Here is a 25003-nt window from a genome sequence, read left to right on the forward strand (position 1 = left end):
GTGTAAAATGTGCGTTTTTTCAGCCCCATCGAATGTTGGAAGCCCCCCAACGGGCGGCGATTCGTGGCCCGACGTTCATCCGTCTGCTGGCCCGCCTGACGGCCACGGACGTCCCCTCGCCCACGCAACCGCTGTCGGACCGGCTGAGCCACTGGATCGACTGGACCCACGCAGTCGCCCTGTCCACCGCGCTGGACAGCCGGCCCGAGTCCGATCCGCTCGCCGATCCTTTCGCCGAACCCGCTTCGGCCGAAGCCGTGGAAGCGGACTGCGCCCGCGTGCGCGCCGCGTTGACCCGTGCCATCCACGAAGACCCCGCCTTCGATCCCGCCGCCCGGCGCGGCGGCGCATCGGCATCCGCCGGTGCGGAGGATTCCCCCGATTACCTGTTCTTCCGCCAGCGCTACCTGTTCCTGCAACAGTCCATGGACACCGCCATCGGGCTTCTGCGGTCCCGCCTGCGTGATGCGCTGGCGCCGCGTTCGACGGAACTGGCGCGCCTGGCCGCCGTCGATGCGTCGATGGAACGCGCGCTGGCCCGCCGCGAACGTCGGCTGCTGGCCGCCGCGCCCACCCTGCTCGGCCCCCATTTCGAACGCCTGCGCGCGAACGCGTCGGCGACTTCCCCTTCATCCAACGAACCAGGCGAGCCCGCGACCGTTTCGGACGCGTGGCTGGACAGCTTCCGCAGGGACATGCGGAACCTGCTGCTCGCCGAACTGGATGTCCGCCTGCAACCGGCCGAGGGCCTGCTCTCGGCCCTTCGCACCCACCTGCCTGGATAACATGCTCAGAAACCTGCTCGCTCCCGCCCTCTTTCTCGCCGGTCTGGCCGCTGTCTGCTGGATTGCGGTGGGCTATGTCGGCGCCAACCCGCTGGCCCTGTCCGTCACCCTGCTGATCGGCGCCTGCTATGTCGTCGGAGGATGGGAGCTGTACCGCTACCGGCAGGCCACCGCCACCCTCGCCGGCGCCGTCGCGGATCTGTCCGCGCCGCCGGCCGCGCTGGCCGAGTGGCTGGCGCGCCTGCATCCCTCGCTGCGCAATCCGGTGCGCCTGCGCATCGAAGGCGAGCGTGCCGCGCTGCCGGCGCCGTCGCTCACGCCTTACCTGGTCGGCCTGCTGGTGCTGCTTGGCATGCTCGGCACCCTGCTCGGCATGATGACCACCCTGCGCGGTACCGGCATGGCGCTGGAAAGCGCGGCGGATCTGCAGGCCATCCGCGAATCGCTGGCCGCGCCGGTCAAGGGTCTGGGCTTCGCCTTCGGCACCTCGATTGCCGGCGTCGCCGCCTCGGCCATGCTCGGCCTGCTGGCGGCGCTGTGCCGGCGGGAACGCCAGTTGGCGGTGCAGTCGCTGGACGCGGGCATCGCCTCCGCCCTGCGCGTGCACTCGCAAACGCACCAGCGCGAGGAAGCCTTCCGCCTGCTGCAGCGGCAGACCGACGCGATGCCCGCGCTCGTCGATCGCCTGGAAGCGATGATGGCCGCGCTGGAGCAGCAGAGCCGCGCCGCCAACGATCAGTTGCAGGCCCGCCAGGATGCGTTCCACGAGCGCACCGAGGCCGTGCACGCGCGCCTCGCCGCCTCGGTGGAGACCTCGCTGAAGGAAAGCGTCGGCGAAAGCGCGCGCGCCGCCAGCGCGGCGCTGCAACCGATCATGGAAACCACCCTGTCGGCGATCGCGCGCGAGACCACCACCCTGCATGGCGCCCTCAACCAGGCCGTGCAACAGCAACTGGACGGGCTGTCGTCCGGCTTCGCCACCACCACCACCACGGTCGCCGATCTGTGGCGGCAGGCACTGGCCGAGCAGCGCGCGTCCAACGGTACGCTGGTGCAGGATCTGCGCGGTTCGCTGGACGGCTTCGCCGGCACGTTCGAACAGCGTTCGGCCGAACTGCTGGAAAGCGTCTCCGCGCGCTTCGACGCCGCCAACGGCGCCGCCGCGCAGGCCTGGAACGACACCGCGTCGCGACAGGCCGCCGCCAACGAGGAACTGGCCACGCGCAACCAGCAGGCGCTCACCGCCGCCGCCGCTGCCTTCGAACAGCACGCCGCTTCGCTGGTCGACCGGATGCAGCAGTCGCACGCGGATCTGCAGACCGCGCTGGAAGCGCGCGACCAGCAGCGTCTGTCCGCCTGGAGCGACGCATTCGGCACCCTGAGCGATGCGCTGGGCCAGCGCTGGGAACAGGCCGGCGAACAGGCCGCCGGCCGGCAGCAGGCCATCTGCGACACCCTCGCCGCCACCGCGCAGGACATCTCCGCGCAGACCCAGGCGCATGCGCGTGACACCATCGCCGAGATCTCGCGGCTGGTGCAGGCCGCGTCGGAAGCACCGAAGGCCGCCGCCGAAGTCATCGCCGAACTGCGCCAGAAGCTCTCCGACAGCATGGTCCGCGACACCACCATGCTGGAGGAACGCAGCCGCCTGCTGGAAACCCTGCAGACCCTGCTGGACGCGGTCAACCACGCCTCCACCGAACAGCGCACCGCGATCGATGCGCTGGTCACCACCTCGGCGGATCTGCTGGATCGGGTCGGCACCCGCTTCACCGACCACATCGAGGCAGAAACCGGCCGGCTCGGCGACGCCGCCAGCCAGATCAGCGCCGGCGCGGTCGAAGTCGCCAGCCTGGGCGACGCCTTCGGCGCGGCCGTGCAGCAGTTCGGCGACTGGAACGATCGCCTGGTCGAACGCCTGCAGGGCGTCGAGAACGCGTTGGACAAGTCGCTCGCCCGCAGCGACGAACAGCTCGCCTACTACGTCGCGCAGGCGCGCGAAGTCATCGACCTGAGCATGCTGGCGCAGCGCCAGATCATCGAGGATCTGCAGCAGTTGGCAGGTCGCCGGGCAGACGCTGAAACGGAAGCCGCATGAGCGCGGACATCGAGGCCGAGGTCGAATCGAGTACACCGATCTGGGCCGCCTTCGGCGACCTGATGTCGGTGCTGCTTGGCGTGTTCGTGCTGATCCTGGTCGGCGTGATCGGCGCGCAGATGCAGCTGTCGCACCGGCTGGACGAGGAAGTCCGCCAGCGCCAGCTCGAGTCGCAGCGGCGCAAGGCGCTGGAACAGGCGCTGGCGGTGCCGCTGGCCGAAGGCCGGGTGACCCTGGTCGATGGCCGCATCGGCATCCGCGGCAGCGTGCTGTTCGCGTTGAACTCGGATCAATTGCAACCCGAAGGCCAGGCGCTGCTGAAGAGCCTGGCCGGACCACTGGCCGACTACCTGCGCGCGCGCGACGAGATCCTGATGGTCAGCGGCTTCACCGACGACCGCCAGGTGCGCGACGGCAACCGCCAGTTCCTCGACAACTGGGACCTGTCGGCCAATCGCGCGCTCACCGTGACCCGCACCCTGATCGCCGAGGGCGTGCCCGCGTCGTCGGTGTTCGCCGCGGCGTTCGGATCCGAACAGCCGGTCAGCTCCAACGCCAGCGAGGAAGGCCGCGCGCGCAACCGGCGCGTGGAAATCGCACCGATGCCGCGGCCGAAGGCCGCCGCCGCCGCCGCACCCGATCGCGCGCATGAGCGATAACGGCGACCATTTCCCGACACCCACGCCCGTCCGGCAGTTGCTGGCCGAGGCGCTGGCGCGTCGTGCCGGCGAGCACGGCGATGCCGTGCGACAGCGGCTCGAAGCGCGACTGGCGACGCTGCGCGACAGCGACGACCAGACGCGCCGCGTTGCCGCCGTCGCCGCCCCGCCGGCGAGCAGCGCGTTGCGTGAACTGCTCGACCACATCGCCGGACAGGCCGCCGTGCGCGACAGCGAGCAGCTGGCGGCCGGTGATTCGCCACGCCCCGCCTACCCGGAAGTGGCGCAACTGGAAGACGCCCGCCGGCGCTGGTCGCGGATCCGCGCCGAGAGCCAGCTGCGCGAATCGCTGGAAGCCGCGCCGGCCGACGCCGGCCCGCTCAATTCCGGCCGGCTGGTGCATCGTTCGATCACCCTGATGCGCGAACAATCGCCCGGCTACCTGCAATCGTTCCTGTCCTACCTCGACGCGTTGGCCTGGCTGGAACAGATGAGCGACTGCGGCCTGCTCGCGACCGCAGAAGCACCGCGCGCCGCCACCGAGACCAAGCGCCCCCGCAAGCCGCGCAAGCGTCGCGAATAGCGCTGTTCCAGCCTCCCCGCGCCGCTGATGCGGACGCCGGTCAGCGCGGCGAGGCCGCCGCCGGCCTGGAACCCTCCACTGCCGCCGCGCCGTTCGTCTTGCGGAACACCATGCCGTCGAACGCAATCGACTCGACCCGCGCGTCCTTCATCGTGAAAGCCAGCAGTTGCCCGCTGTTGGGCACGAATTCGATGCGCACCTGATCCGCTTCATCGCTGCCCGTGGCCACCGCCTCCAACCGGCCCCAGCGCAGGCGCAGACCCTGCGTGTCCTCCGGTGAGACGATCAGGTCGCCCAGCAAGTCATGATGATAGGTGCCGGCATAGCGATCGCGCGGAAGCGACAGGTGCCAGGCACGCGCGCGGATTTCTTCGCGCTTGGCGAGCGTGCCGCGTCGGAATGCCTGCGCCTTGGCCTGCAGCTCCGCGAACCGGCGCCCGGAATTCGCGGTGACTTCCACTTCGCCCAGCAGCAAGCCGTACACGTGATCGGCAATCAGGTTGGTCAGCTGCGCGCCCAGCACGTCCTCGTTGTTGAGCACGACCAGGCCGATGCCTTCCGCCGGCATGAACGAAAGATGGGCGTGGAAGCCGGCGAAGCCGCCGAAGTGGTGCAGCATCGTCCGGCCCTTGTAGGGTCCGGTATACCAGCCCCAGGCATAACCGCTGCGCTGGAAATCCTGGTACTTCGCCTCCAGCCCGATCCGGGTCTGGTGCGAACGCAGGATCGTCGCCGCCGGCAGGCCGCCGACACGCGCATCCGGAAATTGCGCCAGCAGGAACCGCGCGAGATCCGGCGCGGTCGAGACCAGCCCGCCGGCCGCCTGCATGGTGTCGTCGGACTTGGTGAGGTACAGCGGCACGCGCGGGTCTTCGGACGCCATCGAGTAGGGCTTGGCCAGCGTCCAGCCCGCGGCCTGCGCGCGGCTGATCCGGGCCGTGGTGTGGCGCATGCCCAGCGGCTGGAAGATGGCATTCTCCAGTTGCGTCTGCCATGGCGCGCCGAATCGCGTATCCATCCAGACGCTGGCGATGTTGTAGCCCACGTTGGTGTATTTGAAAGTGCCGTGCGCCGCTTCCGGATCGGCCGTCGATACTCGCACCAGCGCGCGCCGCGACGCCGCGTCGTGCAGGCCGCTGAACGCGGTCGCCCAGGCCAGCGGCGGATTGTCCACGCCGGAGCCATGGACGAGCAGATCGCCCAGGGTCACCGCGTCGGCGTCGAAACCGGTGAAACGCAGATCCGGAAACATTTCCCGCATCGACAGGCGCATGTCCAGTTGTCCGGCGTCTTCCTTGAGCAATGCGTTGAGGGCGAAGAACGGTTTGGTCGCCGAGGCGATGTAGAACACGGTGTCGCGGCTCACCGGCGTGCGCGCGGCGATGTCGGCCTCGCCGAAATAGCCCTCGTAGATCACCTTGCCGTCCTTCACCACCGCCACCGCGGTGCCGGAGGGAAGCCCGGTGGCGTCCTTGGTCTGCTGGATGAGGCGGGACAGCGGCGCGAAATCCGGATCGGCGGCGGACGCCGGCGCAGGAAGGGTCGCGACCCAGACGGCGACGGCCGCCAGGAAATGCTTCATGGTCGTTTTCCGGTGAAGGGAAGAGACGCCGCCGCGGAGTCGCGGCGGCGGCCGGCTCAGCGGCTGCGGCGTTCCAGCAGGTAGTAGGCGATGTTGCCCAGGCCGGTCGCGCCCAGCAGCAACGCGATGGTGCCGGGGGTGATCTCCTCCGCGCCGATCAGTTCCACCCCGGCGAAGCCCAGCGCCAGCGCCAGCATCACGCACCCCCAGTGCAGCGAGGCCTGGCGACGGCGGGTGGTCTCGCCTTCCAGCAGCGAGCGCACCAGTTCCTCGGAACCGCGCGTTTCGATGACCCGGCGGCGCGTGTAGGCATCCACCACCGTCTTGATGGAATAGACGATGCCGATGATCAGGGTGATCGGGATGAGCAGTTCGAAGTTCATGGCGGTTACCGGGAGGGATGGGTTGTCGATTGGGATACGGCTACTGGCCCGCCGGTTGCACTTTCGCCGGTTGCAACCGCTCGCCCCTCCGGCGTATCCCTATGCCGATGCCCGCCCCGTCCACCACTGCCGATATCGCCCCGCAGGCCGACCGCGACCTGGTCGAGGCCGTGCTGGCGGGCCGGCGCGGCGCCTTCGAACAGCTGGTGCGGACCTACCAGGGACTGTGCTGGCGCATCGTGGACGACATCGTGCGGCACCCGGACGATACCCGCGAGCTGTGCCAGGAAGTGTTCCTGCGCATCCACCGATCGCTGCATCAGTATCGCGGCGACAGCGCCCTGAAGTCATGGGTGGCGCAGGTGGCCTGTTCGGTCGCGCTGCGGCACATCGAGCGCAAGCGCCTGCCGCTGGCCGACATCCGCGACGACGAGGACGGCCTGGCCCCGGCCGAACGGGTCAGCGACGGCTTCGACCTGGAGACGGCGACGGCCGACGAGGACATGCAGGCGCATCTGCATGCCGCCATCGACGCCCTGCCGCCGCTGCAGCGCATGCTGCTCACGCTCTACCATCTGGAAGAAATGCCCATCGGCGACATCGCCCGTTCCACCGGACTGGCCGAAGGCACCATCAAGAGCCACCTGTTCCGCAGCCGCAAACGGTTGCGGGAGATTCTGGAAGCCCGCATCGGAGTTCCCGCATGAACAACCGCGACAAGAACCCCTTCCACCAGGACGCGCCCCCGCAACCGGCGTTCGACGCCAGCGAATGGGAGCAGCAGGAACGCGGCCTGCGTGCCGCCAATCAGGCCGATGACGCCGGACTGGAAGCGCTCGCGCGCGACTACCGCGTCGTGGCCCATGCCGTGCGCTCGCGTCCACGCAGCGGGCCGCCGATGGATTTCGCGGCGTCGGTCGCCCGCCAGGCCGCCGTTCGCGAGGCCGGCATCGAACGCCTGCTGTCGCGCTGGCTGGTGGTCACGCTGGTGATCGTGCTGGGCATCGTGGGCGTGCGCTACGGCGCCGAGGTCCGGGCATCGTTCCAGCAGGCGCTGGGCGATGTGGCCAGCGGCTGGATCCTGATCGGCCTGGCCTGCGCGGGCCTGTCCTGGGCCTGCGCCCGGGTCCAGGCATTCATGGCTCAGGACCGGACCGCGCATCCGTCGCCCTGAATACGAAAGCCCCGCTCCCCGAACGCTTGCGCATGGGCCACGCCACCCGCGCGGTGCCCATGACCAAAGATACTTGCCGCCCCGCGCCGGTCCGTTGAAATAACGGATTGGAACGGGACATCGGACGGCATCGACACCGGTCCGCGGGGGATAGGGGAACCTTTACCTTCCGGCGGCGGTCGGTTGCGGTTCGGGGCATCGAGGGAGCGGGAATGATTGAACTGCATGGCGTGCAGCGCCACTACGCCATGAGCGGGCAGACCGTGAAAGCGCTGGCAGGCGTGGACCTGCGCATCGACAGCGGCGAGTTCGTCGCCATCACCGGCCCGTCCGGGTCCGGAAAATCCAGCCTGCTGAACATCCTTGGCTGCCTGGACCATCCGAATGCGGGACGCTACCTGTTCGAAGGTCGCGACGTGGCCACGTTCGACGACGAGGCCAGCAGCGATCTGCGCAACCGGCGCATCGGCTTCGTGTTCCAGAGTTTCCACCTGCTGCCGCGCCTGACCGTGCTGGAGAACGTGCTGTTGCCGTTGCGCTTCCACCGCCAGCCGCCGGCCGGCACCCATGAGCGCGCGATGGCATTGCTGGATCGCGTCGGCCTGGCCGAACGCCGCGACCACCGGCCCAGTGAACTGTCCGGCGGCCAGATGCAGCGCGCGGCCATCGCCCGCGCCCTGCTGCTGCAGCCGGCGCTGCTGCTCGCCGACGAGCCCACCGGCAACCTGGATTCGCGCAGCGCCGCCGACGTGCTGGCGCTGATCGACGAAGTCCATGCCGGCGGCCAGACCGTCGTGCTGGTCACCCACGACAATGACATCGCCGCGCGCGCGCCGCGCCAGGTCAAGCTGCGCGACGGGAGGGTCGAGCATGATGCGCTGCAATAACCCCCTGCTCGCCGGTCTGTGCCTGGCCGCGCTGGCCGTGTCCGCGCACGCGGTGGTGCTCACCGGCGAGGTGCGCGCGATCGATGCGCAGCAGATCCTCACCCCGCAGTCGAACAGCTCGCCGGTGGTGGTCCGCTACTACGTGCCCGAAGGCGAACGGGTGAAGAAGGGCGACGTGGTCCTGCGCATCGACCCGGGCCAGTCCGCCAGCCGCATTCCCGACCTGGAAGCGGAGATCGAGCAGACCCTGGCCAAGAACGCCAAGGACGTGGCCGAATTGCAGGTCAAGGCCGTGCAGGCCGAAACCGAACTGGTCGACGCCGAAGCCGAACTGGCCACCGCGAAGCTGGACGCGCGCATCCCGCGCGAGCTGATCTCCGCGCTGGACTACGACCGCTACCAGGGCGATCTGGATCGCACCACCCGCGAGGCCGCGCTCAAGCGCAAGCAACTGGACGCCGCGCGCGCCGCCGTGCAGCGCGCCATCAACGATGGCCAGTTGCAGGTGCGCAAGCTGGAACTGGAGCGCGACTACCACACCGCGATGGTGCGGACCTCCGAGGTCAAGGCCGATCGCGATGGCGTGGTCGTGCACGGCTTCAACAACAATTGGATCGGCGGTCGCATCGACGAAGGTTCCTCGACCATGCCCGGCAGCAAGGCGGGCGAGGTGGTCAGCAGCGGACGCATGAACGTGCGCGCCTGGGCGCTGGAACCGGATCGGCGCGACCTGAAGGTGGGCCAGCCGGTGGACCTGAGTTTCGACGCCCTGCCCGGCAAGCGCGTTCCCGGCCGCATCGGGTTCATTTCCGGCGCACCCGAGCGCAGGCCCGAATGGGGCGAGGGCCGCTATTTCACCGTCGACATCACCCTGGACTCGGGTTCGCTGGCACTGATGCCCGGCATGAGCGTGCGGGTGATCGCCAAGCCGCAGGCCACCACCGCGAACGGAGGCAAGGGCCGATGAAACCCGCTCGATTCAACTCCCTGCGTGGCGCCCTGTTTGCCCTGGCACTGGCGTGCGCGCTGCCGGCCACGCACGCCGCCACCCTGCGCGTGGACGGCGAGGTCTACGCGCAGCGCAGCTCGCAGCTGATACCGCCGTCGGTGGATCGCATGTGGCAGTTCAACGTCACCCAGTTGGCGCCGGACGGCAGCTCGGTGAAGAAGGGCGACGTCGTGGTGGCCTTCGACACCAGCGATCTGGTCCGCCAGCTGAGCGAAAAGCAGAGCCTGTTGCAGGAAAAGAAACGCACGCTGGAGAACCTCAGCCTGGATCTGGCCGAGCGCGAGCGCAGCCAACGGCTGACCACCGCCGAGGCGGAAGCCAAGCACGACAAGGCGCGCCGCAAGACCGAACAGCCGCGGGAACTGATCGCCGCGCTGGAATACGACAAGCTGGTCGAGGAGCGTCGCCGCACCGAACGGCTCGCCGCCCTGGCCCAGGTCGCCGAACGCGCCGCCGCCGAACAGCGCAAGCAGGAATTGCGGCTGGTGAATTCGGAACTGCAGCAGGCGCAGGCCGACGTGACCCGCCTGCAATCCTCGATCGCCGCGCTCAACCTGCCGGCGCCGCGCGATGGCGTGATCATGCACAAGAGCAGTTGGAACGGAGAGAAGTTCGACGTCGGTTCGCAGGTCTGGCGAGGCCAGACCGTCGCCGAGATTCCCGATCCCACCACCCTGGCGGTGCGTGCGCAGCTGCCGGAGCGCGATTTGCAGCGGGTGAAGGTGGGCGTGCCGGCGCGCATCGTGATCGAGGGCGGCGGCGGCAGCGTCCACCACGGCAAGGTCGCCAGCATCGGGCGGGCGGTGCGTAGCAAGTCGCAGGTGCAACCCGTGCCCATCCTCGATCTGGAGATTCGCCTGGACGATGCGAGGGCGAAGCTGCGCCCCGGCCAGGCGGTGCGGGTGGAGCTGACCGTCCCGGATGTCGCCGGAGGTGCGAAATGATCCGTTTCCGCCATGCCGGAGCAGTACTGGTGCTCGCCTGCGCGCTGGCCGCCTGCGGCAAGCCCGAGATGCCGGTCGCCACCGAAACCGTCGCGCCGGGGCATCTGCGCATCGCCGTGCGCGGCGAAGGCGAACTGCGCTCGGCCAAACCCACGCCGTTGATGGTGCCCGGCCAGAACTGGAGCGCACGGCAGGTGGAATGGATGCTGCCGGAAGGTTCGCTGGTGAAGAAGGGCGATCTGCTGGCGCGCTTCATCTCGCCCGATGGCGAGCAGCAGCTGGCGCAGGCGATGATCGATCTGCAGCGCAACGCGCTGGCGCGGATCGCGAAGGAAGGCGATCTGGCTTCCGCGCTGGGCCGGGTGGAAGTGGATCTGTCGCAGGTCGCCGTGCAGTTGGGCATCGCCCAGCGCTACGCCGAGGCGGACCTGAGCACCGTCGCGCGCAACCAGGTGCTCGACGCCATAGAGGACAAGGAATACCTGCAGGTTCGCCAGGGCACGCTGCAGTGGCAGCGTGATCAATCCGGCGTGCGCGGTGAAGCGGAAATGGCCGTACTGGACGCGCAGCGCGCGACCTTCGACATCAACGCCCAGAGTCGCAAGTCGGATCTGGATGCCCTGGAACTACGCGCACCCAATGACGGCGTGCTGATGCTGTCGGCCAACTGGTCGGGCGACAAACCCATGGTCGGCGCCAACCTGCGCGCCGGATTCGAGTTCGGCAACCTGCCCGATACCGGCGCGATGGAAGTCGAGATCGATCTTCCGCAGATCGAGGCGCAGGGCGTGCAGGTCGGCGATACGGTGGTGCTCAACCCGCTTGGACGCCCGGATCAGCGCATCGAGAGCAAGCTGTCGTGGGTGGCAAGCGCGGCCAAGGTGCGCAACCGCGAAAGCCCGGTTAAATATCTGTCGATGCGCGCATCGGTTCCCACCGCCGCGGTGGAGCGCTACCGCCTGCTGCCCGGCCAGCGTTTCGAGGCGACCGTGGTGCTGCTGGACGCCAAGGACGCGATGGCGGTACCCAACGTGGCGATCGAGCAGCGCGACGGCCGTCACTGGGTGCGTCTGCGCCAGGGCGGCGACTACGTCGCCCGCGAGGTGAAGCTGGGCGTGCGCGGCACTGCGCGCTCGCAGGTGCTGTCCGGTCTGAAGCCCGGCGATCAGGTGCGCCTGTCGCAGGTCGAAGTACCCGTACCGGGCGACGATGCCAAGGACGACGCGAAAGACGCCGGCAAGGACACCGCGCCGGCTGGTGACGGCGCCGACGACAAGCAGGAAAAGAAAGCATGAGTGGTGCTCCGCTGAAGGGACTGTTCAACCGCCTGCCGACCGTCTGGCGCGAGGCCGTGGAGGAGCTTTGGCGGCGGCGCCTGCGCACGCTGCTGACCCTGCTCGGCATGATCTTCGGCGTTGGCGCGATCGTGGCGATGCAGGCGGTCGGCGAAGGCAGCCGCCGCGAGGCGCTGCGGCTGGTGGAAGGACTGGGCCTGCACAACCTGATCGCCGAGGCCAAGCCGCAGGACGAAGACACGTTGAAGGAGACACGCGAGCGCAGCCTCGGCCTGACCGTGGCCGATGCCGAAGCCGCGCGCGGTGTCGTGCCCGGCGCCGAACGCCACGCCGCCGAGAAGACCATCCGCACCCATACCGTGTTCAGCGATATCGGCCGCAGCGACGCGCAGGCCAGCGGCGTCAGCGCCGACTGGTTCGGCCTGTCCTCGCTGCGCATCCGCGATGGCCGCGCGTTCAGCGCCGAGGACGAGGCCAGGCTGTCGGCGGTGGCGGTACTCGGCCACCAGGCCGCCGCGGACCTGTTTCCCAAAGGCAACGCGATCGGCGGACTGATCAAGGTCAATCACGTGTGGCTGGAAGTGATCGGCGTGCTGGCCGATCGCGATCTGGGCCAGGACAGTTTCGAGGGCGTGCAACTGGGTTCGGAAAGCAACCGCATCTATGTGCCGCTGGCGAGCGCGCGTGCCCGTTTCCGCTTCCAGCCGCAGGAGGACGAAGTGGATCGGTTCCTGCTCCGGTTGGACGATCCGACCCGGCTGGCGGCCGGCGCCGGCGTGCTCGCGGCGGTGCTGGACCAGCGCCACGCCGGCATGGCGGACTACCAGTTGATCGTGCCGCAGCAGTTGTTCCAGCAGCACCAGCAGACCCAGCGCATCTTCCAGGTGGTGATGGGCGCGATCGCCGGCGTCAGCCTGCTGGTCGGCGGCATCGGCATCATGAACATCATGCTGGCCAACGTGCTGGAGCGGCGCCGCGAAATCGGCCTGCTGCGCGCGCTCGGCGCGCGCCGGCGCGACGTGATCGCCCAGTTCCTGCGCGAGGCCACGGTCATCTGCATCGCCGGCGCGGGGCTCGGTCTGGTGTTTGGCGGCGTGCTCGCCTACCTGATTGCGATGTTCGCCGGCTGGCAGGTCGCCTGGGCTCCGCTGCCGATCCTGCTTTCGGCCGGCTTCTGTGCATTGGTCGGCCTGGCCTTCGGTGTATATCCGGCACGACAGGCTGCGCAGTTGGATCCAATCGCGGCGCTGCGGCACGATTGAAGCCAACTCCGCCCCCTTTAGAAAAAGGGGGCGGGCGCCTGCGAAGCAGGTGACGGGGGATTGGCTCTTCGCGCCAAAAGCAAATCCCCCTCGGTCCCCCTTTTTACAAAAGGGGGAGGCAAAAGCCATGCTCTCCCCAATTCCGAATCCCCAATCTCCACCCCCCGCCATGTACGCCAAACACATCACCCCGATCCTCAACGTCTCGGACATGGAAAAGAGCTTCGCCTGGTTCAAGGCGCTGGGCTGGGAGAAGTGCTGGGACTGGGGTAGTCCGCCCACCTTCGGATCGGTCGGCTCGGGCGAGTGCGAGATTTTCATGTGCCTGGATGGCCAGGGCCATCGTCAGGATCCCGCCGGTCCCCACGTGGAAACCGGCGGCGTGTGGATGTCCATCTGGGTCGACGACGTGGACAGCATCCACCGCACCTGCCTGGCGAACGGCATCGAAGTGACTTGGCCGCCGACGGACGAACCCTGGGGCGTGCGCGAGATGCATGTCCGCCACCCGGACGGACACGTGTTCCGGATCAGCCAGTCGCGCTAGGGCCAGGCTCCCGCGGCAGCAACAGGAACACGCCCGTTGCAATAAAGAACACCGCACTCACGGATCGCGCAATTTGCGCACCGTACGCCGGCGGATGCGGTATCCGAGGGTAGCCGACCGGACAACGCGCATCCGCGAAAATCCAAGCGCCGCCTTGTTCTTCGTCCGCCTACGCCGGCGTACGGAAACACGGGGCTGATCTGCGTCAATACAGCTGTATGCACAATTGTGCATTATTCTGGTTCCTGACCTGTCGGATCACGCATGAAATCCCCCGCTTCCTTTACCCGGGATCAGCTGCTGGCCAGCGCCCGCGGCGAACTGTTCGGCCCGGACGCCGGCCGCCTCCCCAACGACCCGATGCTGATGTTCGATCGCATCACCGAGATCCGCGAGGACGGCGGCGCGCACGGCAAGGGCATGGTGCGGGCGGAACTGGATATCCATCCGGACCTGTGGTTCTTCAAATGCCACTTCCTCGGCGACCCGGTGATGCCCGGCTGCCTGGGCCTGGACGCGCTGTGGCAACTCACCGGTTTCTATCTCACCTGGATCGGCGCGCCCGGACGTGGCCGCGCGCTCGGCACCGGCGAGGTGAAGTTCACCGGCCAGGTGCTGCCCACCGCCAAGCGGGTGAGCTATGAAATCGACATCAGCCGCGTGATCAACCGCAAGCTGGTGCTGGCCGTGGCCGATGGCCGCATGCTGGTCGATGGCCGCGAGATCTATACCGCGCGCGATCTGCGCGTGGGCCTGTTCACCTCCACGGAGGCGTTCTGAGCATGCGCCGCGTCGTCATCACCGGCCTGGGCATCACTTCCTGCCTGGGCAATGATTCCAACACCGTTTCCGCCGCGCTGCGCGAAGGCCGCTCCGGCATCCGCCATCTGCCGCAATACGCCGAGCTCGGCTTCCGCAGCCAGGTCGGCGGCGCGCCGGAGCTGGATCTGGAAGCCCTGATCGATCGCAAGCAGAAGCGCTTCATGGGCGATGCCGCCGCCTACGCCTATCTGGCGATGCGCGATGCGATCGCCGATGCCGGCCTGGACGAAGCGCTGGTCAGCCAGCCGCGCACGGGCCTGATTGCCGGTTCCGGCGGCGGCTCGGCCGAATGGCAGATCGAGGCGGCGGATCTGCTGCGCCAGCGCGGCATCCGCAAGGTCGGTCCGTACATGGTGCCGCGCACGATGTGCTCGACCGTCTCGGCCACGCTCGCCACCGCGTGCAAGATCAAGGGCGTGAGCTATTCGCTGTCGGCCGCCTGCGCGACCTCCGCGCACTGCATCGGCGCGGCGGCGGACCTGATTCGCGCCGGCCGCCAGGACATCGTGTTCGCCGGTGGCGGCGAGGAACTGCACTGGGCGCTGACGATGATGTTCGACGCCATGGGCGCGTTGTCCAGCCAGCGCAACGAGGATCCGACCCGCGCCTCGCGTCCGTATGACGCCGATCGCGATGGTTTCGTCATCGCCGGCGGCGGCGGCATGCTGGTGCTGGAAGACTACGACCACGCGGTCAAGCGCGGTGCGCGCATCCACGCCGAACTGCTTGGCTACGGTGTCACCTCCGACGGCGCCGACATGGTCGCGCCGTCCGGTGAAGGCGCGGTGCGCTGCATGCAGATGGCCCTGGAAGGCGTGGACAAACCGGTCGACTACCTCAACACCCACGGTACTTCGACGCCGCTGGGCGACGTGGTGGAACTTGATGCCGTGCGCAGCGTGTTCGGCGATGCGGTGCCGCCGCTGTCCTCGACCAAGGCGCTGTCCGGCCATTCGCTTGGCGCGGCCAGCGTGCACGAGGCGATCTACTGCCTGCTGATGATGCGCGACGGCTTCATCGCCGGCTCGGCGAACATCGATACGCCGGATCCGCGCGTCGAAAGCTTCCCGATCGTGCGCGAAAGCCGCGACGCGACGCTGGACACGGTGATGTCCAACAGCTTCGGCTTCGGCGGCACCAACGCCACGCTGGTGTTCGGACGGGTCTGAGGCCCGTCGCGGTTTCTTCCCGACCTGGACGATGCCCATGGTCGGGAGCCTCCCGCTGCCGTCTGGCCGCCTGCCCTGTTTCGGGCGGGCGGCGTGTCATGGCGATCTATCCGGCCGCCCACACGCTGTTCGGGTCGCCGTTGCGCCCGCGCGCCCGCGTGGCCACCGCCATGCGCCAGAACACCAGCGCCATCGCCAGCGCGGTGCCGTCGATGAAGAAGCGATGCCAATGTCCACGCCCCAGTGCCGTGAACAGGTGCTCGCCCGAAGCCACGTAGCCGGCGACCGGAATCGCCGCGGTCAGTACGACGCACAGCCACAGCAGTTCGTATCCGGCGCGCACCGGACGTCGCAGCAACGCCCACGCCAGACTGGCGAAGAACACCACGTAGTACGCCGTTGACGGGGCCAGCGCGGGCAATAGCGCCGCCGATACGAATACCGCCGACACGCCGGCCACGCAGCCCAGGCAGATACCCAGGGTCAGCCCCGCCATCACCCGGGTGCGGCGCGGCTGCTGCACCTCGCGCCGCTTGCGCCGGGCCTCGATCCACAACAGGTTGCCGCTGTAGAACAGGAACGCGCCGGCCAGACCCAGCAGGAAGTACAGCCACTTCACCGCCATGTCGCCGAAATTTCCGTAGTGCAGATGCTGCAATCCGCGCAGGAAGGCCATGCCCGGCGGATAGTCGCGCGGCGGCAGCGCCTTGATGACCTGTCCGCTGGCGGCATTGATGGCGACGCCCGCCATATGGTTGAGCCGGCGCTGCGGCAATTCGCCGTACAGCGTCACCTGTGCGTTGGCATCACCCGCGTCGTGATAGAACAGGCTTTCCACCGCCATGCCCGGCAGCGCGACTTCCGCGCGCCGTACCAGTTCGGCGACCGGCAGCATCGGCCGCGCGACACCGGCCGGCTCGACATGAGGCGCCACGTCGAAGTCGCCTTCCAGGATCTTCAGCAACTTGCCGTCGTAGACCAGGAACTGGAACGGCGCCAGCATCAGGAAACCGATGGTCAGCACCGCGCCGCTCCAGGCGAAGATCACATGGAACGGCAACGACAGCATGCCGATCACGTTGTGCGCGTCCTGCCATAGGCGCTTGATGTTGCGGCCCAGGCGCAATGCGAACAGGTCCTTGAGGAACACCGGTGCATACAGGATCACGCCGCTTACCAGCGCCAGGCCGTAAAGGATGCAGAACACCCCGAACAGGTACATGCCGAACGTGCGCGGCAGGCCGGCAGTGAAATGAAGGTCGTAGATGAAATCGACAAAACCAGCGCGCGCGGGCGTCTGCACCAGACCCCCATCCTCCAGAGTGAACCTGTGCTGGTCGCCGGTTTTCTCGTCGTACCAGTAGAGCGACGCCTGCGGCCCGTGTTCGCCGGGCAGGGTCACGACCAGACTGTGGCTGGCCTCGGGATGGCGGCGCAACACGCCGTCCACCAATGCCTGGGCCTGGGCATGGCCGGTTTCCGGCGCGGGCATCGCCTGCGGCGGGCGTTCCCAGCCCTGCAACTCGTGCACGAACACGGTCACCGCGCCCGCGTAAAACGCAATGAACAGGCCCATGCCGGCGATCAGGCCGACCCAGGTGTGGACGGACAGGAAACTGCGCAACGTCGCTGCCTTCATGCCGGCAGCTCCGCGGCCCAGCCCAGCAGACGGGACACTTGGATCAGGCCGAAGCAGAGCAGCGTGCCGCCACCCATCCACAACCATGCGCGCAGGCCGGTTCGGGCCAGGAACGCCAGCGACATCACCGCCACCCACAGCGGGAAGGAGAGCAGCAGCCATGGCATGGTCACCCGGGCCAACTCGCCCGGCCAATGCAGCGCGATCACACCGATGATGCCCACGGTCAACGGAAGTCCCAGCAGCGCGGCCGCCAGCGATTTAGCCCACATGGATCTTCTCCTTCCGGATCTGCCACCAAGCATCGGCATACGGCAGCACCACCAGTCCCAGCATCAGCGCCGAAAGCGCGGCGAACACGCCGGACCACACGCCGAACGCGCCGCAGGCCACTCCCGTGGACAGCAGCATGCAGGTCCACGCCACCCACCGCAGCGCACGCGCGCGATCGCGCAGGCGCGGCGCCAGCCGCTGGTGCGCGCTGGCCAGGTAGAACGCCAGCGCGGCCAACCCCGCCAGCAGCAGATAGAGCAGGCTCATCGGCAAATTTCCTTCCATCCAGGATTGCGCTTACCAGCGGTATTCGATGCCCAGGCCCACCACGCGCGGCGCGCCCAGGATCACGTTGGGACTGTCGTCGGACCACGCGTACTGGGTGTAGTCCTCGTCGAACAGGTTGTTGGCAAACAGGTACGCGCTCCAGTCTGCCAGCTCGTAGCCGAACCGGGTGTTCACCACCGTCCGGGACGACAACGTCCGCATGCCGGTTCCCACGTCGGGATTCACCCGGCTGCGGTAGTTGGCGTTGAGGTTGGCCACCCAGCCTTCGCCAAAGCGCAGGTTGGCGCCCACGGCGAACGTCCAGCGCGGCGCGTAGGCGAACTCCTGGCCGGAGTAGTCGTTGATGCGCGCGCCCAGATCGGTCTTGAACTCGTCGTAGCGCGTGCGCGAATAGCCCAGCGAGGCGTACCAGTCGAAACCGCTACCGAGGCGGTGGCTGGCCTCCAGTTCGAAGCCGTACAGGTGCGCCTTGCCCGCGTTGACCGTGTGGTAGTCATAGTCATTGATGCCGAACATGGCGATGACCTGCTTGTCCTTCCAGTCGATGTAGTAGACGTTGGCGTTCAAGGTCAGCGCATCGTCCAGCCACTGCGAGCGCAGCGACAACTCGGCGTTCCAGGTGTACTCCGGGTCGTACGCATAGTTGCGGCCTCGCGCGATGTTGAAGGTCGATCCGCCCGACCGGTAACCACGCTGGACGACGAAGGCCGTGGACAGGTCCTCGTTCCAAGCGAAGCGCAGGCCGAGTTTGGGCAGGAACGCGGTGAACTCGCGGGTGTCCAGCGGCGTATCGCTGTTGGCCTGCCGCACCATGGCCAGTACCGCCTGGTTGATCCCACCAATGGCCGGCGACAGCGCCGGGCCGAACGCATCGGGATCCGGCAAGGTGCCGGCGAATATCGCCGTGGCGTCGGAGCCGAACCGGTACTGTTCGCGGTCGTAACGGAAACCGCCCAACAGCGACAACCGTTGCGCCAGGTCGAATTCGAAATCGGTGAACAGCGCCGCGTTGCGCGCACGCGACTGGCTCTTGCTGGTGTAATCGACCGGAATCACCGGCACCGCCTGCGCGTACAGTCCGGCCACGTAACCGGCGGTGGCCGGATCCAGCCCGGCGCCCTGCAGCACGGCGGCGATCGTGCCCACCGGCGTTTCCACGTTGGTGCGATTGACGCTCAGGTTGTCCATCTCGCGCTGCGAGCCGTACAGGCCGAGCAGGCCACGCAGGCGATCGCCGCGGTAGTGCAGGCGGAACTCCTGCGACAGCGTGTCGTACTGTTCCCGGGTGTTGCCGTAGGCTTCCGGCCGCTCGGTCAGGTCGGTGTCGAAACTGCGCTGCATGTCGGTATCCGACCAGGCCGTGACGGCCGACATCGACCAGGGGCCGGACAACGCGTAGTCGATTTCCAGCGTCGCGATCCGGCTTAGCGCGTCGGTGCTGGACGGATGGTCCGAGGTGTTGATGCGATGGTCGTAGTAGTTTGGTACGTCGTTGCGCGCGTAGGCATACATGTAGGGGCCCTTGCGATCGTCGCGGGTGAAGGTCAACCGCGCGGCCAGGCCCTCGATCGCCTTTGGCGTCCACAGCAGCTTGGCGCGCGCCATCGTCGACTCGCGCTTGTCCTCCGGCACGCCGCGGGTGGGATTGTCGATGAAGCCATCGAAGCGGCGGTCCTCCACCGCCACCCGGAACGCCAGTTCGTCGGCCAGCAGCGGACCGCCGCCGGCGAACGCCACCCGGCGATCCCCCGGATCAGCCAACAGCACGCGTGCCCGACCCGACCAGTCCATCGTCGGGTCTTCGGTGCGCAGCACCACCGCGCCGGCCAGCGCGTTCTCGCCCTGGATGGTGGATTGCGGTCCGCGCAGCACTTCCACCTGGGCGATGTCCCACAGGTCGGTCGGGCCGGCATCGCTCGCGTTGCTCGGCAACGCCGCGCCATCCACATAGATCGTCGCCAGCGGATTGGGCGCGCCGGCCTCGTTGGCGATGCCGCGGATGGTGAAGCCACGGTCACCGTACATCTGCGACACGTTGGCGGTACGGTTGAGGATGTCGAACAGGCTTTGCAGGTTCTCCTGCTCGATCCGCACCGAGGTCGTCACCGCCACGCTGGCGGTGGTGTCCTGCAGGGAGCGCTCGGTCTTCTCGCCGCGGACGACGATTTCATCCAGGGTTTTGGTCTCCGGCACGTCGGCGGCGCCAACGCCGGAAGGCGCCTGTTGGGCCTGGGCCTGGAGGGCGGCCAGCAGGCAAACGGCCAGCGCTGACCCGCGCTGGCGGGCAACGGGAATACGGGGGTACGACAAAGGAGGTTTTTCCCACGAGTAGAACCGGGAAACCGGTCGCCAGGGACGCGGCGAGGGGCTGACGTCCGACAGCGCGTATTATGTGATAATAATTCACATTTGCAACGGGGGCACACCGGCCTGCGCGGTCCAGGCCGGCGGTGGGGACACATGGCGCCGCCACTAGCTCTCCGAAGCCCGGCGGGCGCTGGCGACGTATCCCGCCAAGGTTCCAAGCGCCGCTCCCAGCAGGGACGCCACGACATACAAGACGGTGAGTAGCGCAGGCTGTGTTGAGGGCAGCCACAATCCGATCACCACACTGAACGCCTGCGCGATGCCCGACATCAACAGGAATACGAGTGCCGCGTGTTGCAGGCGGCGCTCGCGTTGGCGACAGGCCAGGTGGGCGAATATCAGGAAGTCCACCGATGCCATGACCGCAAGGCCAATGGCCGTCTGGTGTATCACCGTATCCTTGTCGGAGGCAGCGGGCACGAACATGCCTTCAGCCAAGCCGATGGAGAAGTGGATCAGGAACATCAGGATCGCGTACCGGGTGATACGCGCCCAATTCAAGGGTTCCCCCGTCTGCACGCGCGGCATGTCTTCATCCGGCAAGTCGCTCTCTCCTGCTCCCGCACCGGACAACGGACCACGCTGTTACCGTCATCAGAGACGGCGCGAGCCAGGGTCGCATGATCAGAACGCCGGCAACACGGCGCCCTGGTACTTCTTCTGGATGAACTCGCGCACGGCCGGGCTGGTCAACGCGGCTTCCAGCTTCTTCACCCGCGGGTCGTCGCGCAGGTCCGGGCGGCCGACCAGGAAGTTCACGTAGGGCGATTTCACGTCCTCGATGGCGAGGGCGTCGCGGGTCGGCTGCAGGCCGGCATCCAGCGCGTAGTTGGTGTTGATCAGTGCCAGATCGACCTGATCGAGCACACGCGGCAGCATCGCGGCGTCGAGTTCGCGGAACTTCAGCTGCTTCGGATTGGCGGTGATGTCGCGCAGGGTCGCCATCTGGTTGGACGGATCCTTGAGCTGGATGACGCCGGCGCGATGCAGCAGGATCAGCGCGCGGCTGTTGTTGCTCGGATCGTTGGGAATCACCACGTCCGCGCCCGCGGGTAGCGCATCCAGCGACTTGTAGCGGCGGGAGTACGCGCCGAACGGTTCGATGTGCACGCCGATGTAGGTTTCCAGCTTCGTGCCGCGATCCTGGTTGTAGGCTTTCAGATAGGGCTCGGTCTGGAAGTAGTTCACGTCGATCTGGCCCTGCACGACCTGATCGTTGGGCTGCACGTAGTCGTTGAACACGCGCACCTCCAGCTTCACGCCGTCCTTGGCCAACAGCGGCTTGACCACCTCCAGGATTTCCGCGTGCGGCACGGCGGTGGCGGCGATGGTCAGGGTATCGTCGGACTTCGCCGCCGGCTTGCAGGCCGCCAGGGCCAGCAGCAGCAGCGACAGCGGGAGCAGCAACTTCTTCATGGGGAAATACCGGGGAGAGGAAAAAGGGAATCAGCGGCGGTTGAAACGCCGGACCAGGCTGTCGCCCAGCCATTGCAATAGTTGGACGATGATCAGCAGCAGCGCGACGGTGATCACCGCCACCGATGTCTGGGATCGCAGGTAGCCATCACGATACGCCAGATCGCCCAGGCCGCCGGAACCGATGGCGCCACCCATCGCGGTGAAGCCGATCAGGGCCACCGCGGTGACCGTCGCCCCCGCCAGCAGGCCCGGCATGGACTCAGGCAGCAGCACGCGCCGGACCAGTTGCCACGTGGTGGCGCCCATCGCCTCGCTGGCTTCGATGACGCCCGGATGGACTTCCCGCAGTGCCGTTTCGACCAGCCGTGCGTAGAACGGCACCGCGCCCACGACCAGCGGCAGGATCGCCCCGCGCACGCCCAGCGACGTGCCCACCAGACTCAGCGTCACCGGGATCAACACGATCATCAGGATGATGAAGGGCGCCGAGCGCACCAGGTTGACCAGCAACGCCAGCGCGCCATGCAGCCAGCGATTTTCCAGGCGCTGGCGCTTGTCACTGAGGAACAGCAGCACGCCCAGCGGCAGGCCCAACAGCAGGGTCAATGGCAGGGCGCCGGCCAGCATCAGCAGGGTATCGCCGCTCGCCACCAGCACTTCGCCCCACTTGGCCGGATCCAGTCCCAGCACGGTCGCGATCGTGATCATGCGCGCAGCACCTCGACATCGACGCCGGCCTGTTGCAGGCGGGAGGCGGCATCATCGGCGTCGCCTTCGGTCATGGCGATGGTGAGCTGGCCATAAGGCGTATCGCGGATACGACCGATGCGGCCGCCCAGGATCGTGTAGTCCACGCCGGTCTGGCGCGCGACCTGGCCGAGCAATGGCCGGTAGGTATCGCCACCGAGGAAGGTCAGGCGCAGGATGCGGCCGGGCACGGCGTCCAGCGCGCGGCGCTGTTCGTCCTCGTCCAGGTGTTCGGCATCGACCACGAACTGCCGCGTGGTCGGATGGGCCGGATGCAGGAACACCTGCGTCACCGGTCCGGTTTCCACCAGTTGTCCCGCGTCCAGCACCGCCACGCGATGGCAGATGCTGCGCACCACTTCCATCTCGTGGGTGATCAGCACGATGGTCAACCCGAGTTCGCGATTCAGATCCGCCAGCAGGCGCAGGATGGATTGGGTGGTCTGCGGATCCAGCGCGCTGGTGGCCTCGTCGCACAGCAGCAGGTGTGGCTGGGTGGCCAGCGCGCGCGCGATGCCCACGCGCTGTTTCTGCCCGCCGGACAACTGGGCCGGGTAACGATCCGCCAGTGCCCGCAGGCCGACACGGTCCAGCAACTGCGCCACCCGTTGTTCGATCTCCGCACGCTTCATGCCGGCCAGTTGCAGCGGGAACGCCACGTTGTCCGCCACCGTCTGCGAGGACAGCAGGTTGAAGTGCTGGAAGATCATGCCGATGCGGCGGCGCGCGGCGCGCAATTCCGGATCCGGCAGCGCCGCGATGTCCTGCCCTTCCACCAGCACCTGGCCCTGCGAGGGACGCTCCAGGCCGTTGATCAGGCGCAGCAGGGTCGACTTGCCGGCGCCGGACTGGCCGATGATGCCGAAGATCTCGCCCTGCCGGATCTCCAGATCCAGCGGTCGTAGCGCCACGGTTTCGCCGCCGGGCGTGGCGAAGGACTTGCTGATGTTCTTGAACTGGATCATGGCGCCGTGGGCCTGGCGGGAGAGCGATCACCCGCCCGCAGGAACGTGGGAGTGCGGAGGTGCCGCCGGGCTTGGCCGGTACGCGGCAGGGAGCGCCAAGATAGCCTGTCCCCGCCGGCTGTCAAATGCGCCCGGCCAGCGGGATTCCGGCTGCGCGCGGGCAGATGGAAGAAGCGCCGCCGTTCATCCGTCCACGGCAACGGCTTGCGGGTGAGCCGCGCTCGCCGTGGGTGGGAGAGGCAGCGCAGCGGCGAGCACGGCCCATGAACCTGTTTCGACATGCGATATCCGGATGACAACGACAACCGCGTCATCCGGCTTGCGTCGCCTGCGCGCAGTGGCGGAAGGCATCCGACGCAGGCGCCGGGCGTGCAACGGCTCTACTGGGAAGCGCAAGGATACCGCCACGCGCCCGTCCGCGTGATGGTCGCGACGAATGTGCTTATGCCGTATTCCCACTTGCCATCGCGGCGGCTTCCGTCTTCCGCGATCGTCCCTGCCATCGAACCTCGCGATGGTCGCGCGATCGCACCGAATCAGCCTGCCTGGTTTGCGGCGTCCGTGATCCTCACCGCTGTACCGCTGACACGGATTCCCTCGCGCGGATCCTCCGGCACCGTCACGCCGATCCGGCTCGGCCGCCCGAGATCATCGCCCTGGTGAACTCGGAAAACGCGATCCACCGGCAATGCCTCGTTGTGCGCCAGATACGCACCCAGCGCGGCGGCGGCGGCGCCCGTGGCCGGGTCCTCCACCACGCCACCGGGTGGAAACGGATTGCGGGCGTGGAACGTATCGGCATCCGCGCGCCAGATCAGGTTCAAGGTGGTCCAGCCGCGTTGCGCCATGAGTCCGGAAAGCGCATCGAAATCGTAATCCAGCCGCGCCAGGCGGTCGCGGGTGGATACGGCGATGATCGGATGCCACGCGCCGGCGTAGGCGACGGCCGGCGCCAGTGCGGGGTCCAGTTCATCGCGATGCCAGCGCAGGACGGCGAGCAGGCGATCCAGATCGTCCGGATCCAGCGGCGCCATGCGCGGCTCGACGCTGGTCAGCGTGGCGGTGAACTGCTCGTCCACCTGCACGCGCACGCGTCCGGCGCGTGTATGCAGCACCTTCTCGCCCGCACCGTATGCCTCGGCATGCGCGACGGTCGCGGCGATGGTGGCGTGTCCGCAGAACGGCACCTCGGCCAGCGGACTGAAGTAGCGCACCTCGAACGTGCCATCCTCGCGCGGCAGCAGAAAGGCGGTTTCCGAATAGCCCAGATCGGCGGCGATGCGCTGCATGTCCGCTTCCGGCAGGCCGCGCGCATCCAGCACGACTCCGGCGGGATTGCCGCCGGCCGGATCCGTGGTGAAGGCGCTGTAGCGGAGCACGTTCGCGTTCATCACGCTTCCTCCGGCAAGGCGATGCGCGTGTCGGGATCATCCAGCCGCACCACCAGATAGCGCAGGAAGAACTGGGTCAACGGCCCCACGCCCAGAGCGAAGATCACCGTGCCCACGCCGACGACGCCACCCAGCAATACGCCGACGATGAGCACGGTGACTTCGATGATCGTGCGCACCTTGCGGATCGACCAGCCGGTGCGGCGCGACAGTCCGGTCATCAAGCCGTCGCGCGGGCCCGGTCCCAGCTGTGCGCCGACATAGAGCGCGGTGGCGAAGGCGCAGGTCAGCACGCCGCCCAGCATGTAGGCGATGCGCAGCCACAGGCTTTCCGGCGTGCCGAGCATCGCCAGGCTGATATCGGCGAACGGCCCCAGCAGCAGGCTGTTGGCGACCGTGCCCAGTCCCGGCATCTGCCGCAGCGGCATCCACGCCAGCAGCACGACCACCGCGGTGATGATCATCACCACGCCGAACGACACCGGCAGATGCAGCGACAGGCCCAGGTGGAACACGTCCCATGGCGAGGCGCCGATGGCGCCCTTCACCATCAGGGCGATGGCCAGGCCATACAGCCACAGGCCGACCAGCAGCCGGAACAGCCGCTCGGGCAGGCGCCCGGCCTTGAGCTGCGCGAGGGGGCCGAGATTGGACAGGCCCGAGGAGGGGGAGATCGTTGCCATGGGGCCACCTTGAAGGTAATTGGCCCTTTTCC

26 protein-coding genes are annotated in these 25003 nt (G+C 67.9%); 14 read left to right on the plus strand and 12 right to left on the minus strand.

What is annotated here, in order from left to right; genetic code table 11:
• Positions 1-32 precede the first annotated feature (32 nt).
• The 4 genes from ACTJI2_RS07640 to ACTJI2_RS07655 are packed head-to-tail and all read left to right on the plus strand — an operon-like array spanning position 33 to position 4125.
• Positions 33-785, plus strand: a complete 753-nt coding sequence (locus ACTJI2_RS07640; protein WP_440841628.1) for a DUF3348 domain-containing protein — start codon at positions 33-35, stop codon at positions 783-785.
• Position 786: 1 nt separating this feature from the next.
• The gene (locus tag ACTJI2_RS07645; protein WP_440841629.1) at positions 787-2883 is read left to right on the plus strand and encodes a DUF802 domain-containing protein; all 2097 of its coding nucleotides are present in this window, start codon (positions 787-789) and stop codon (positions 2881-2883) included.
• On the plus strand, positions 2880-3542 hold the full coding sequence (locus tag ACTJI2_RS07650; RefSeq protein ID WP_141454288.1) for an OmpA family protein: 663 nt from the start codon (positions 2880-2882) through the stop codon (positions 3540-3542). The genes ACTJI2_RS07645 and ACTJI2_RS07650 overlap by 4 nt, the downstream gene beginning before the upstream one ends.
• Entirely contained in the window at positions 3532-4125 is a 594-nt protein-coding gene (locus tag ACTJI2_RS07655; protein ID WP_440841631.1) for a DUF2894 domain-containing protein, read from the plus strand. Before ACTJI2_RS07650 ends, ACTJI2_RS07655 begins: the two co-directional genes overlap by 11 nt.
• A gap of 40 nt (positions 4126-4165) precedes the next feature.
• Here the strand turns inward: ACTJI2_RS07655 and ACTJI2_RS07660 are convergent, their stop codons facing one another.
• Positions 4166-5707 carry a serine hydrolase domain-containing protein gene (locus ACTJI2_RS07660; protein WP_318288356.1) on the minus strand — a complete coding sequence of 514 codons (1542 nt, stop codon included), beginning with the start codon at positions 5705-5707 and terminating at the stop codon, positions 4166-4168.
• A gap of 56 nt (positions 5708-5763) precedes the next feature.
• Entirely contained in the window at positions 5764-6090 is a 327-nt protein-coding gene (locus tag ACTJI2_RS07665) for a hypothetical protein (RefSeq protein WP_318288355.1), read from the minus strand.
• 101 nt (positions 6091-6191) lie between these two features.
• Between ACTJI2_RS07665 and ACTJI2_RS07670 the strand changes: the two genes are divergently transcribed.
• From ACTJI2_RS07670 to fabB, 10 genes are all read left to right on the plus strand, one after another.
• Entirely contained in the window at positions 6192-6797 is a 606-nt protein-coding gene (locus ACTJI2_RS07670; RefSeq protein WP_318288354.1) for an RNA polymerase sigma factor, read from the plus strand.
• Entirely contained in the window at positions 6794-7264 is a 471-nt protein-coding gene (locus ACTJI2_RS07675) for a hypothetical protein (RefSeq protein ID WP_318288353.1), read from the plus strand. Before ACTJI2_RS07670 ends, ACTJI2_RS07675 begins: the two co-directional genes overlap by 4 nt.
• Before the next feature lie 212 nt (positions 7265-7476).
• Positions 7477-8151, plus strand: a complete 675-nt coding sequence (locus ACTJI2_RS07680) for an ABC transporter ATP-binding protein (protein WP_203321870.1) — start codon at positions 7477-7479, stop codon at positions 8149-8151.
• The gene (locus ACTJI2_RS07685) at positions 8135-9118 is read left to right on the plus strand and encodes an HlyD family secretion protein (protein WP_440841632.1); all 984 of its coding nucleotides are present in this window, start codon (positions 8135-8137) and stop codon (positions 9116-9118) included. Before ACTJI2_RS07680 ends, ACTJI2_RS07685 begins: the two co-directional genes overlap by 17 nt.
• Positions 9115-10104 (plus strand): HlyD family secretion protein, encoded by a 990-nt coding sequence (locus ACTJI2_RS07690; protein WP_440841633.1) that lies wholly within the window; start codon positions 9115-9117, stop codon positions 10102-10104. The genes ACTJI2_RS07685 and ACTJI2_RS07690 overlap by 4 nt, the downstream gene beginning before the upstream one ends.
• Positions 10101-11399 carry an efflux RND transporter periplasmic adaptor subunit gene (locus tag ACTJI2_RS07695; RefSeq protein ID WP_440841634.1) on the plus strand — a complete coding sequence of 433 codons (1299 nt, stop codon included), beginning with the start codon at positions 10101-10103 and terminating at the stop codon, positions 11397-11399. Before ACTJI2_RS07690 ends, ACTJI2_RS07695 begins: the two co-directional genes overlap by 4 nt.
• On the plus strand, positions 11396-12661 hold the full coding sequence (locus tag ACTJI2_RS07700; protein WP_183640803.1) for an ABC transporter permease: 1266 nt from the start codon (positions 11396-11398) through the stop codon (positions 12659-12661). Before ACTJI2_RS07695 ends, ACTJI2_RS07700 begins: the two co-directional genes overlap by 4 nt.
• Positions 12662-12830: 169 nt before the next feature.
• Positions 12831-13208: a bleomycin resistance family protein gene (locus ACTJI2_RS07705; protein ID WP_440841635.1), complete on the plus strand. Its 378-nt coding sequence runs from the start codon at positions 12831-12833 to the stop codon at positions 13206-13208.
• Positions 13209-13472: 264 nt separating this feature from the next.
• On the plus strand, positions 13473-13988 hold the full coding sequence (fabA, locus tag ACTJI2_RS07710; RefSeq protein ID WP_141454298.1) for a 3-hydroxyacyl-[acyl-carrier-protein] dehydratase FabA: 516 nt from the start codon (positions 13473-13475) through the stop codon (positions 13986-13988).
• A 2-nt stretch (positions 13989-13990) separates the two neighbouring features.
• Entirely contained in the window at positions 13991-15199 is a 1209-nt protein-coding gene (gene fabB / locus ACTJI2_RS07715) for a beta-ketoacyl-ACP synthase I (RefSeq protein ID WP_183640799.1), read from the plus strand.
• Positions 15200-15305: 106 nt separating this feature from the next.
• On the opposite strand, the gene ACTJI2_RS07720 is transcribed toward fabB, so the two are convergent.
• From ACTJI2_RS07720 to yczE, 10 genes are all read right to left on the minus strand, one after another.
• Complete coding sequence (locus tag ACTJI2_RS07720; RefSeq protein WP_203321873.1) at positions 15306-16838, minus strand: PepSY-associated TM helix domain-containing protein; 1533 nt, start codon at positions 16836-16838, stop codon at positions 15306-15308.
• Positions 16835-17110 (minus strand): hypothetical protein, encoded by a 276-nt coding sequence (locus ACTJI2_RS07725; protein ID WP_192199103.1) that lies wholly within the window; start codon positions 17108-17110, stop codon positions 16835-16837. The genes ACTJI2_RS07720 and ACTJI2_RS07725 overlap by 4 nt, the downstream gene beginning before the upstream one ends.
• A complete protein-coding gene (locus tag ACTJI2_RS07730) occupies positions 17100-17378 on the minus strand; it encodes a hypothetical protein (RefSeq protein ID WP_225562482.1) in 279 nt (92 codons plus the stop codon). The genes ACTJI2_RS07725 and ACTJI2_RS07730 overlap by 11 nt, the downstream gene beginning before the upstream one ends.
• A gap of 30 nt (positions 17379-17408) precedes the next feature.
• Positions 17409-19709, minus strand: coding sequence for a TonB-dependent receptor (locus ACTJI2_RS07735; protein ID WP_440841637.1), 2301 nt, complete (start codon positions 19707-19709; stop codon positions 17409-17411).
• A 162-nt stretch (positions 19710-19871) separates the two neighbouring features.
• Positions 19872-20309 (minus strand): hypothetical protein, encoded by a 438-nt coding sequence (locus tag ACTJI2_RS07740; protein ID WP_440841638.1) that lies wholly within the window; start codon positions 20307-20309, stop codon positions 19872-19874.
• A gap of 81 nt (positions 20310-20390) precedes the next feature.
• Positions 20391-21182, minus strand: a complete 792-nt coding sequence (locus tag ACTJI2_RS07745) for a MetQ/NlpA family ABC transporter substrate-binding protein (RefSeq protein ID WP_440841639.1) — start codon at positions 21180-21182, stop codon at positions 20391-20393.
• A gap of 30 nt (positions 21183-21212) precedes the next feature.
• A complete protein-coding gene (locus ACTJI2_RS07750) occupies positions 21213-21893 on the minus strand; it encodes a methionine ABC transporter permease (RefSeq protein WP_192199099.1) in 681 nt (226 codons plus the stop codon).
• Entirely contained in the window at positions 21890-22897 is a 1008-nt protein-coding gene (locus ACTJI2_RS07755; RefSeq protein ID WP_183640790.1) for a methionine ABC transporter ATP-binding protein, read from the minus strand. Before ACTJI2_RS07755 ends, ACTJI2_RS07750 begins: the two co-directional genes overlap by 4 nt.
• Positions 22898-23433: 536 nt before the next feature.
• Positions 23434-24288: a PhzF family phenazine biosynthesis protein gene (locus tag ACTJI2_RS07760; RefSeq protein WP_440841640.1), complete on the minus strand. Its 855-nt coding sequence runs from the start codon at positions 24286-24288 to the stop codon at positions 23434-23436.
• Complete coding sequence (yczE, locus tag ACTJI2_RS07765) at positions 24288-24971, minus strand: membrane protein YczE (protein WP_440841641.1); 684 nt, start codon at positions 24969-24971, stop codon at positions 24288-24290. Before yczE ends, ACTJI2_RS07760 begins: the two co-directional genes overlap by 1 nt.
• Between the last annotated feature and the right edge of the window lie 32 nt (positions 24972-25003).

Source organism: Pseudoxanthomonas sp. 22568, assembly GCF_052044485.1.
GTDB classification, from domain to species: Bacteria; Pseudomonadota; Gammaproteobacteria; order Xanthomonadales; family Xanthomonadaceae; genus Pseudoxanthomonas_A; species Pseudoxanthomonas_A beigongshangi.

Excerpts from the sequence above, each read along its gene's own strand:
- ACTJI2_RS07640 (WP_440841628.1), top strand. The coding sequence starts at position 33 with ATGTTGGAAGCCCCCCAACGGGCGGCGATTCGTGGCCCGACGTTCATC.
- ACTJI2_RS07645 (WP_440841629.1), top strand. The coding sequence starts at position 787 with ATGCTCAGAAACCTGCTCGCTCCCGCCCTCTTTCTCGCCGGTCTGGCC.
- ACTJI2_RS07650 (WP_141454288.1), top strand. The coding sequence starts at position 2,880 with ATGAGCGCGGACATCGAGGCCGAGGTCGAATCGAGTACACCGATCTGG.
- ACTJI2_RS07655 (WP_440841631.1), top strand. The coding sequence starts at position 3,532 with ATGAGCGATAACGGCGACCATTTCCCGACACCCACGCCCGTCCGGCAG.
- ACTJI2_RS07660 (WP_318288356.1), bottom strand. The coding sequence starts at position 5,707 with ATGAAGCATTTCCTGGCGGCCGTCGCCGTCTGGGTCGCGACCCTTCCT.
- ACTJI2_RS07665 (WP_318288355.1), bottom strand. The coding sequence starts at position 6,090 with ATGAACTTCGAACTGCTCATCCCGATCACCCTGATCATCGGCATCGTC.
- ACTJI2_RS07670 (WP_318288354.1), top strand. The coding sequence starts at position 6,192 with ATGCCGATGCCCGCCCCGTCCACCACTGCCGATATCGCCCCGCAGGCC.
- ACTJI2_RS07675 (WP_318288353.1), top strand. The coding sequence starts at position 6,794 with ATGAACAACCGCGACAAGAACCCCTTCCACCAGGACGCGCCCCCGCAA.
- ACTJI2_RS07680 (WP_203321870.1), top strand. The coding sequence starts at position 7,477 with ATGATTGAACTGCATGGCGTGCAGCGCCACTACGCCATGAGCGGGCAG.
- ACTJI2_RS07685 (WP_440841632.1), top strand. The coding sequence starts at position 8,135 with ATGATGCGCTGCAATAACCCCCTGCTCGCCGGTCTGTGCCTGGCCGCG.
- ACTJI2_RS07690 (WP_440841633.1), top strand. The coding sequence starts at position 9,115 with ATGAAACCCGCTCGATTCAACTCCCTGCGTGGCGCCCTGTTTGCCCTG.
- ACTJI2_RS07695 (WP_440841634.1), top strand. The coding sequence starts at position 10,101 with ATGATCCGTTTCCGCCATGCCGGAGCAGTACTGGTGCTCGCCTGCGCG.
- ACTJI2_RS07700 (WP_183640803.1), top strand. The coding sequence starts at position 11,396 with ATGAGTGGTGCTCCGCTGAAGGGACTGTTCAACCGCCTGCCGACCGTC.
- ACTJI2_RS07705 (WP_440841635.1), top strand. The coding sequence starts at position 12,831 with ATGTACGCCAAACACATCACCCCGATCCTCAACGTCTCGGACATGGAA.
- fabA (WP_141454298.1), top strand. The coding sequence starts at position 13,473 with ATGAAATCCCCCGCTTCCTTTACCCGGGATCAGCTGCTGGCCAGCGCC.
- fabB (WP_183640799.1), top strand. The coding sequence starts at position 13,991 with ATGCGCCGCGTCGTCATCACCGGCCTGGGCATCACTTCCTGCCTGGGC.
- ACTJI2_RS07720 (WP_203321873.1), bottom strand. The coding sequence starts at position 16,838 with ATGAAGGCAGCGACGTTGCGCAGTTTCCTGTCCGTCCACACCTGGGTC.
- ACTJI2_RS07725 (WP_192199103.1), bottom strand. The coding sequence starts at position 17,110 with ATGTGGGCTAAATCGCTGGCGGCCGCGCTGCTGGGACTTCCGTTGACC.
- ACTJI2_RS07730 (WP_225562482.1), bottom strand. The coding sequence starts at position 17,378 with ATGAGCCTGCTCTATCTGCTGCTGGCGGGGTTGGCCGCGCTGGCGTTC.
- ACTJI2_RS07745 (WP_440841639.1), bottom strand. The coding sequence starts at position 21,182 with ATGAAGAAGTTGCTGCTCCCGCTGTCGCTGCTGCTGCTGGCCCTGGCG.
- ACTJI2_RS07750 (WP_192199099.1), bottom strand. The coding sequence starts at position 21,893 with ATGATCACGATCGCGACCGTGCTGGGACTGGATCCGGCCAAGTGGGGC.
- ACTJI2_RS07755 (WP_183640790.1), bottom strand. The coding sequence starts at position 22,897 with ATGATCCAGTTCAAGAACATCAGCAAGTCCTTCGCCACGCCCGGCGGC.
- ACTJI2_RS07760 (WP_440841640.1), bottom strand. The coding sequence starts at position 24,288 with ATGAACGCGAACGTGCTCCGCTACAGCGCCTTCACCACGGATCCGGCC.
- yczE (WP_440841641.1), bottom strand. The coding sequence starts at position 24,971 with ATGGCAACGATCTCCCCCTCCTCGGGCCTGTCCAATCTCGGCCCCCTC.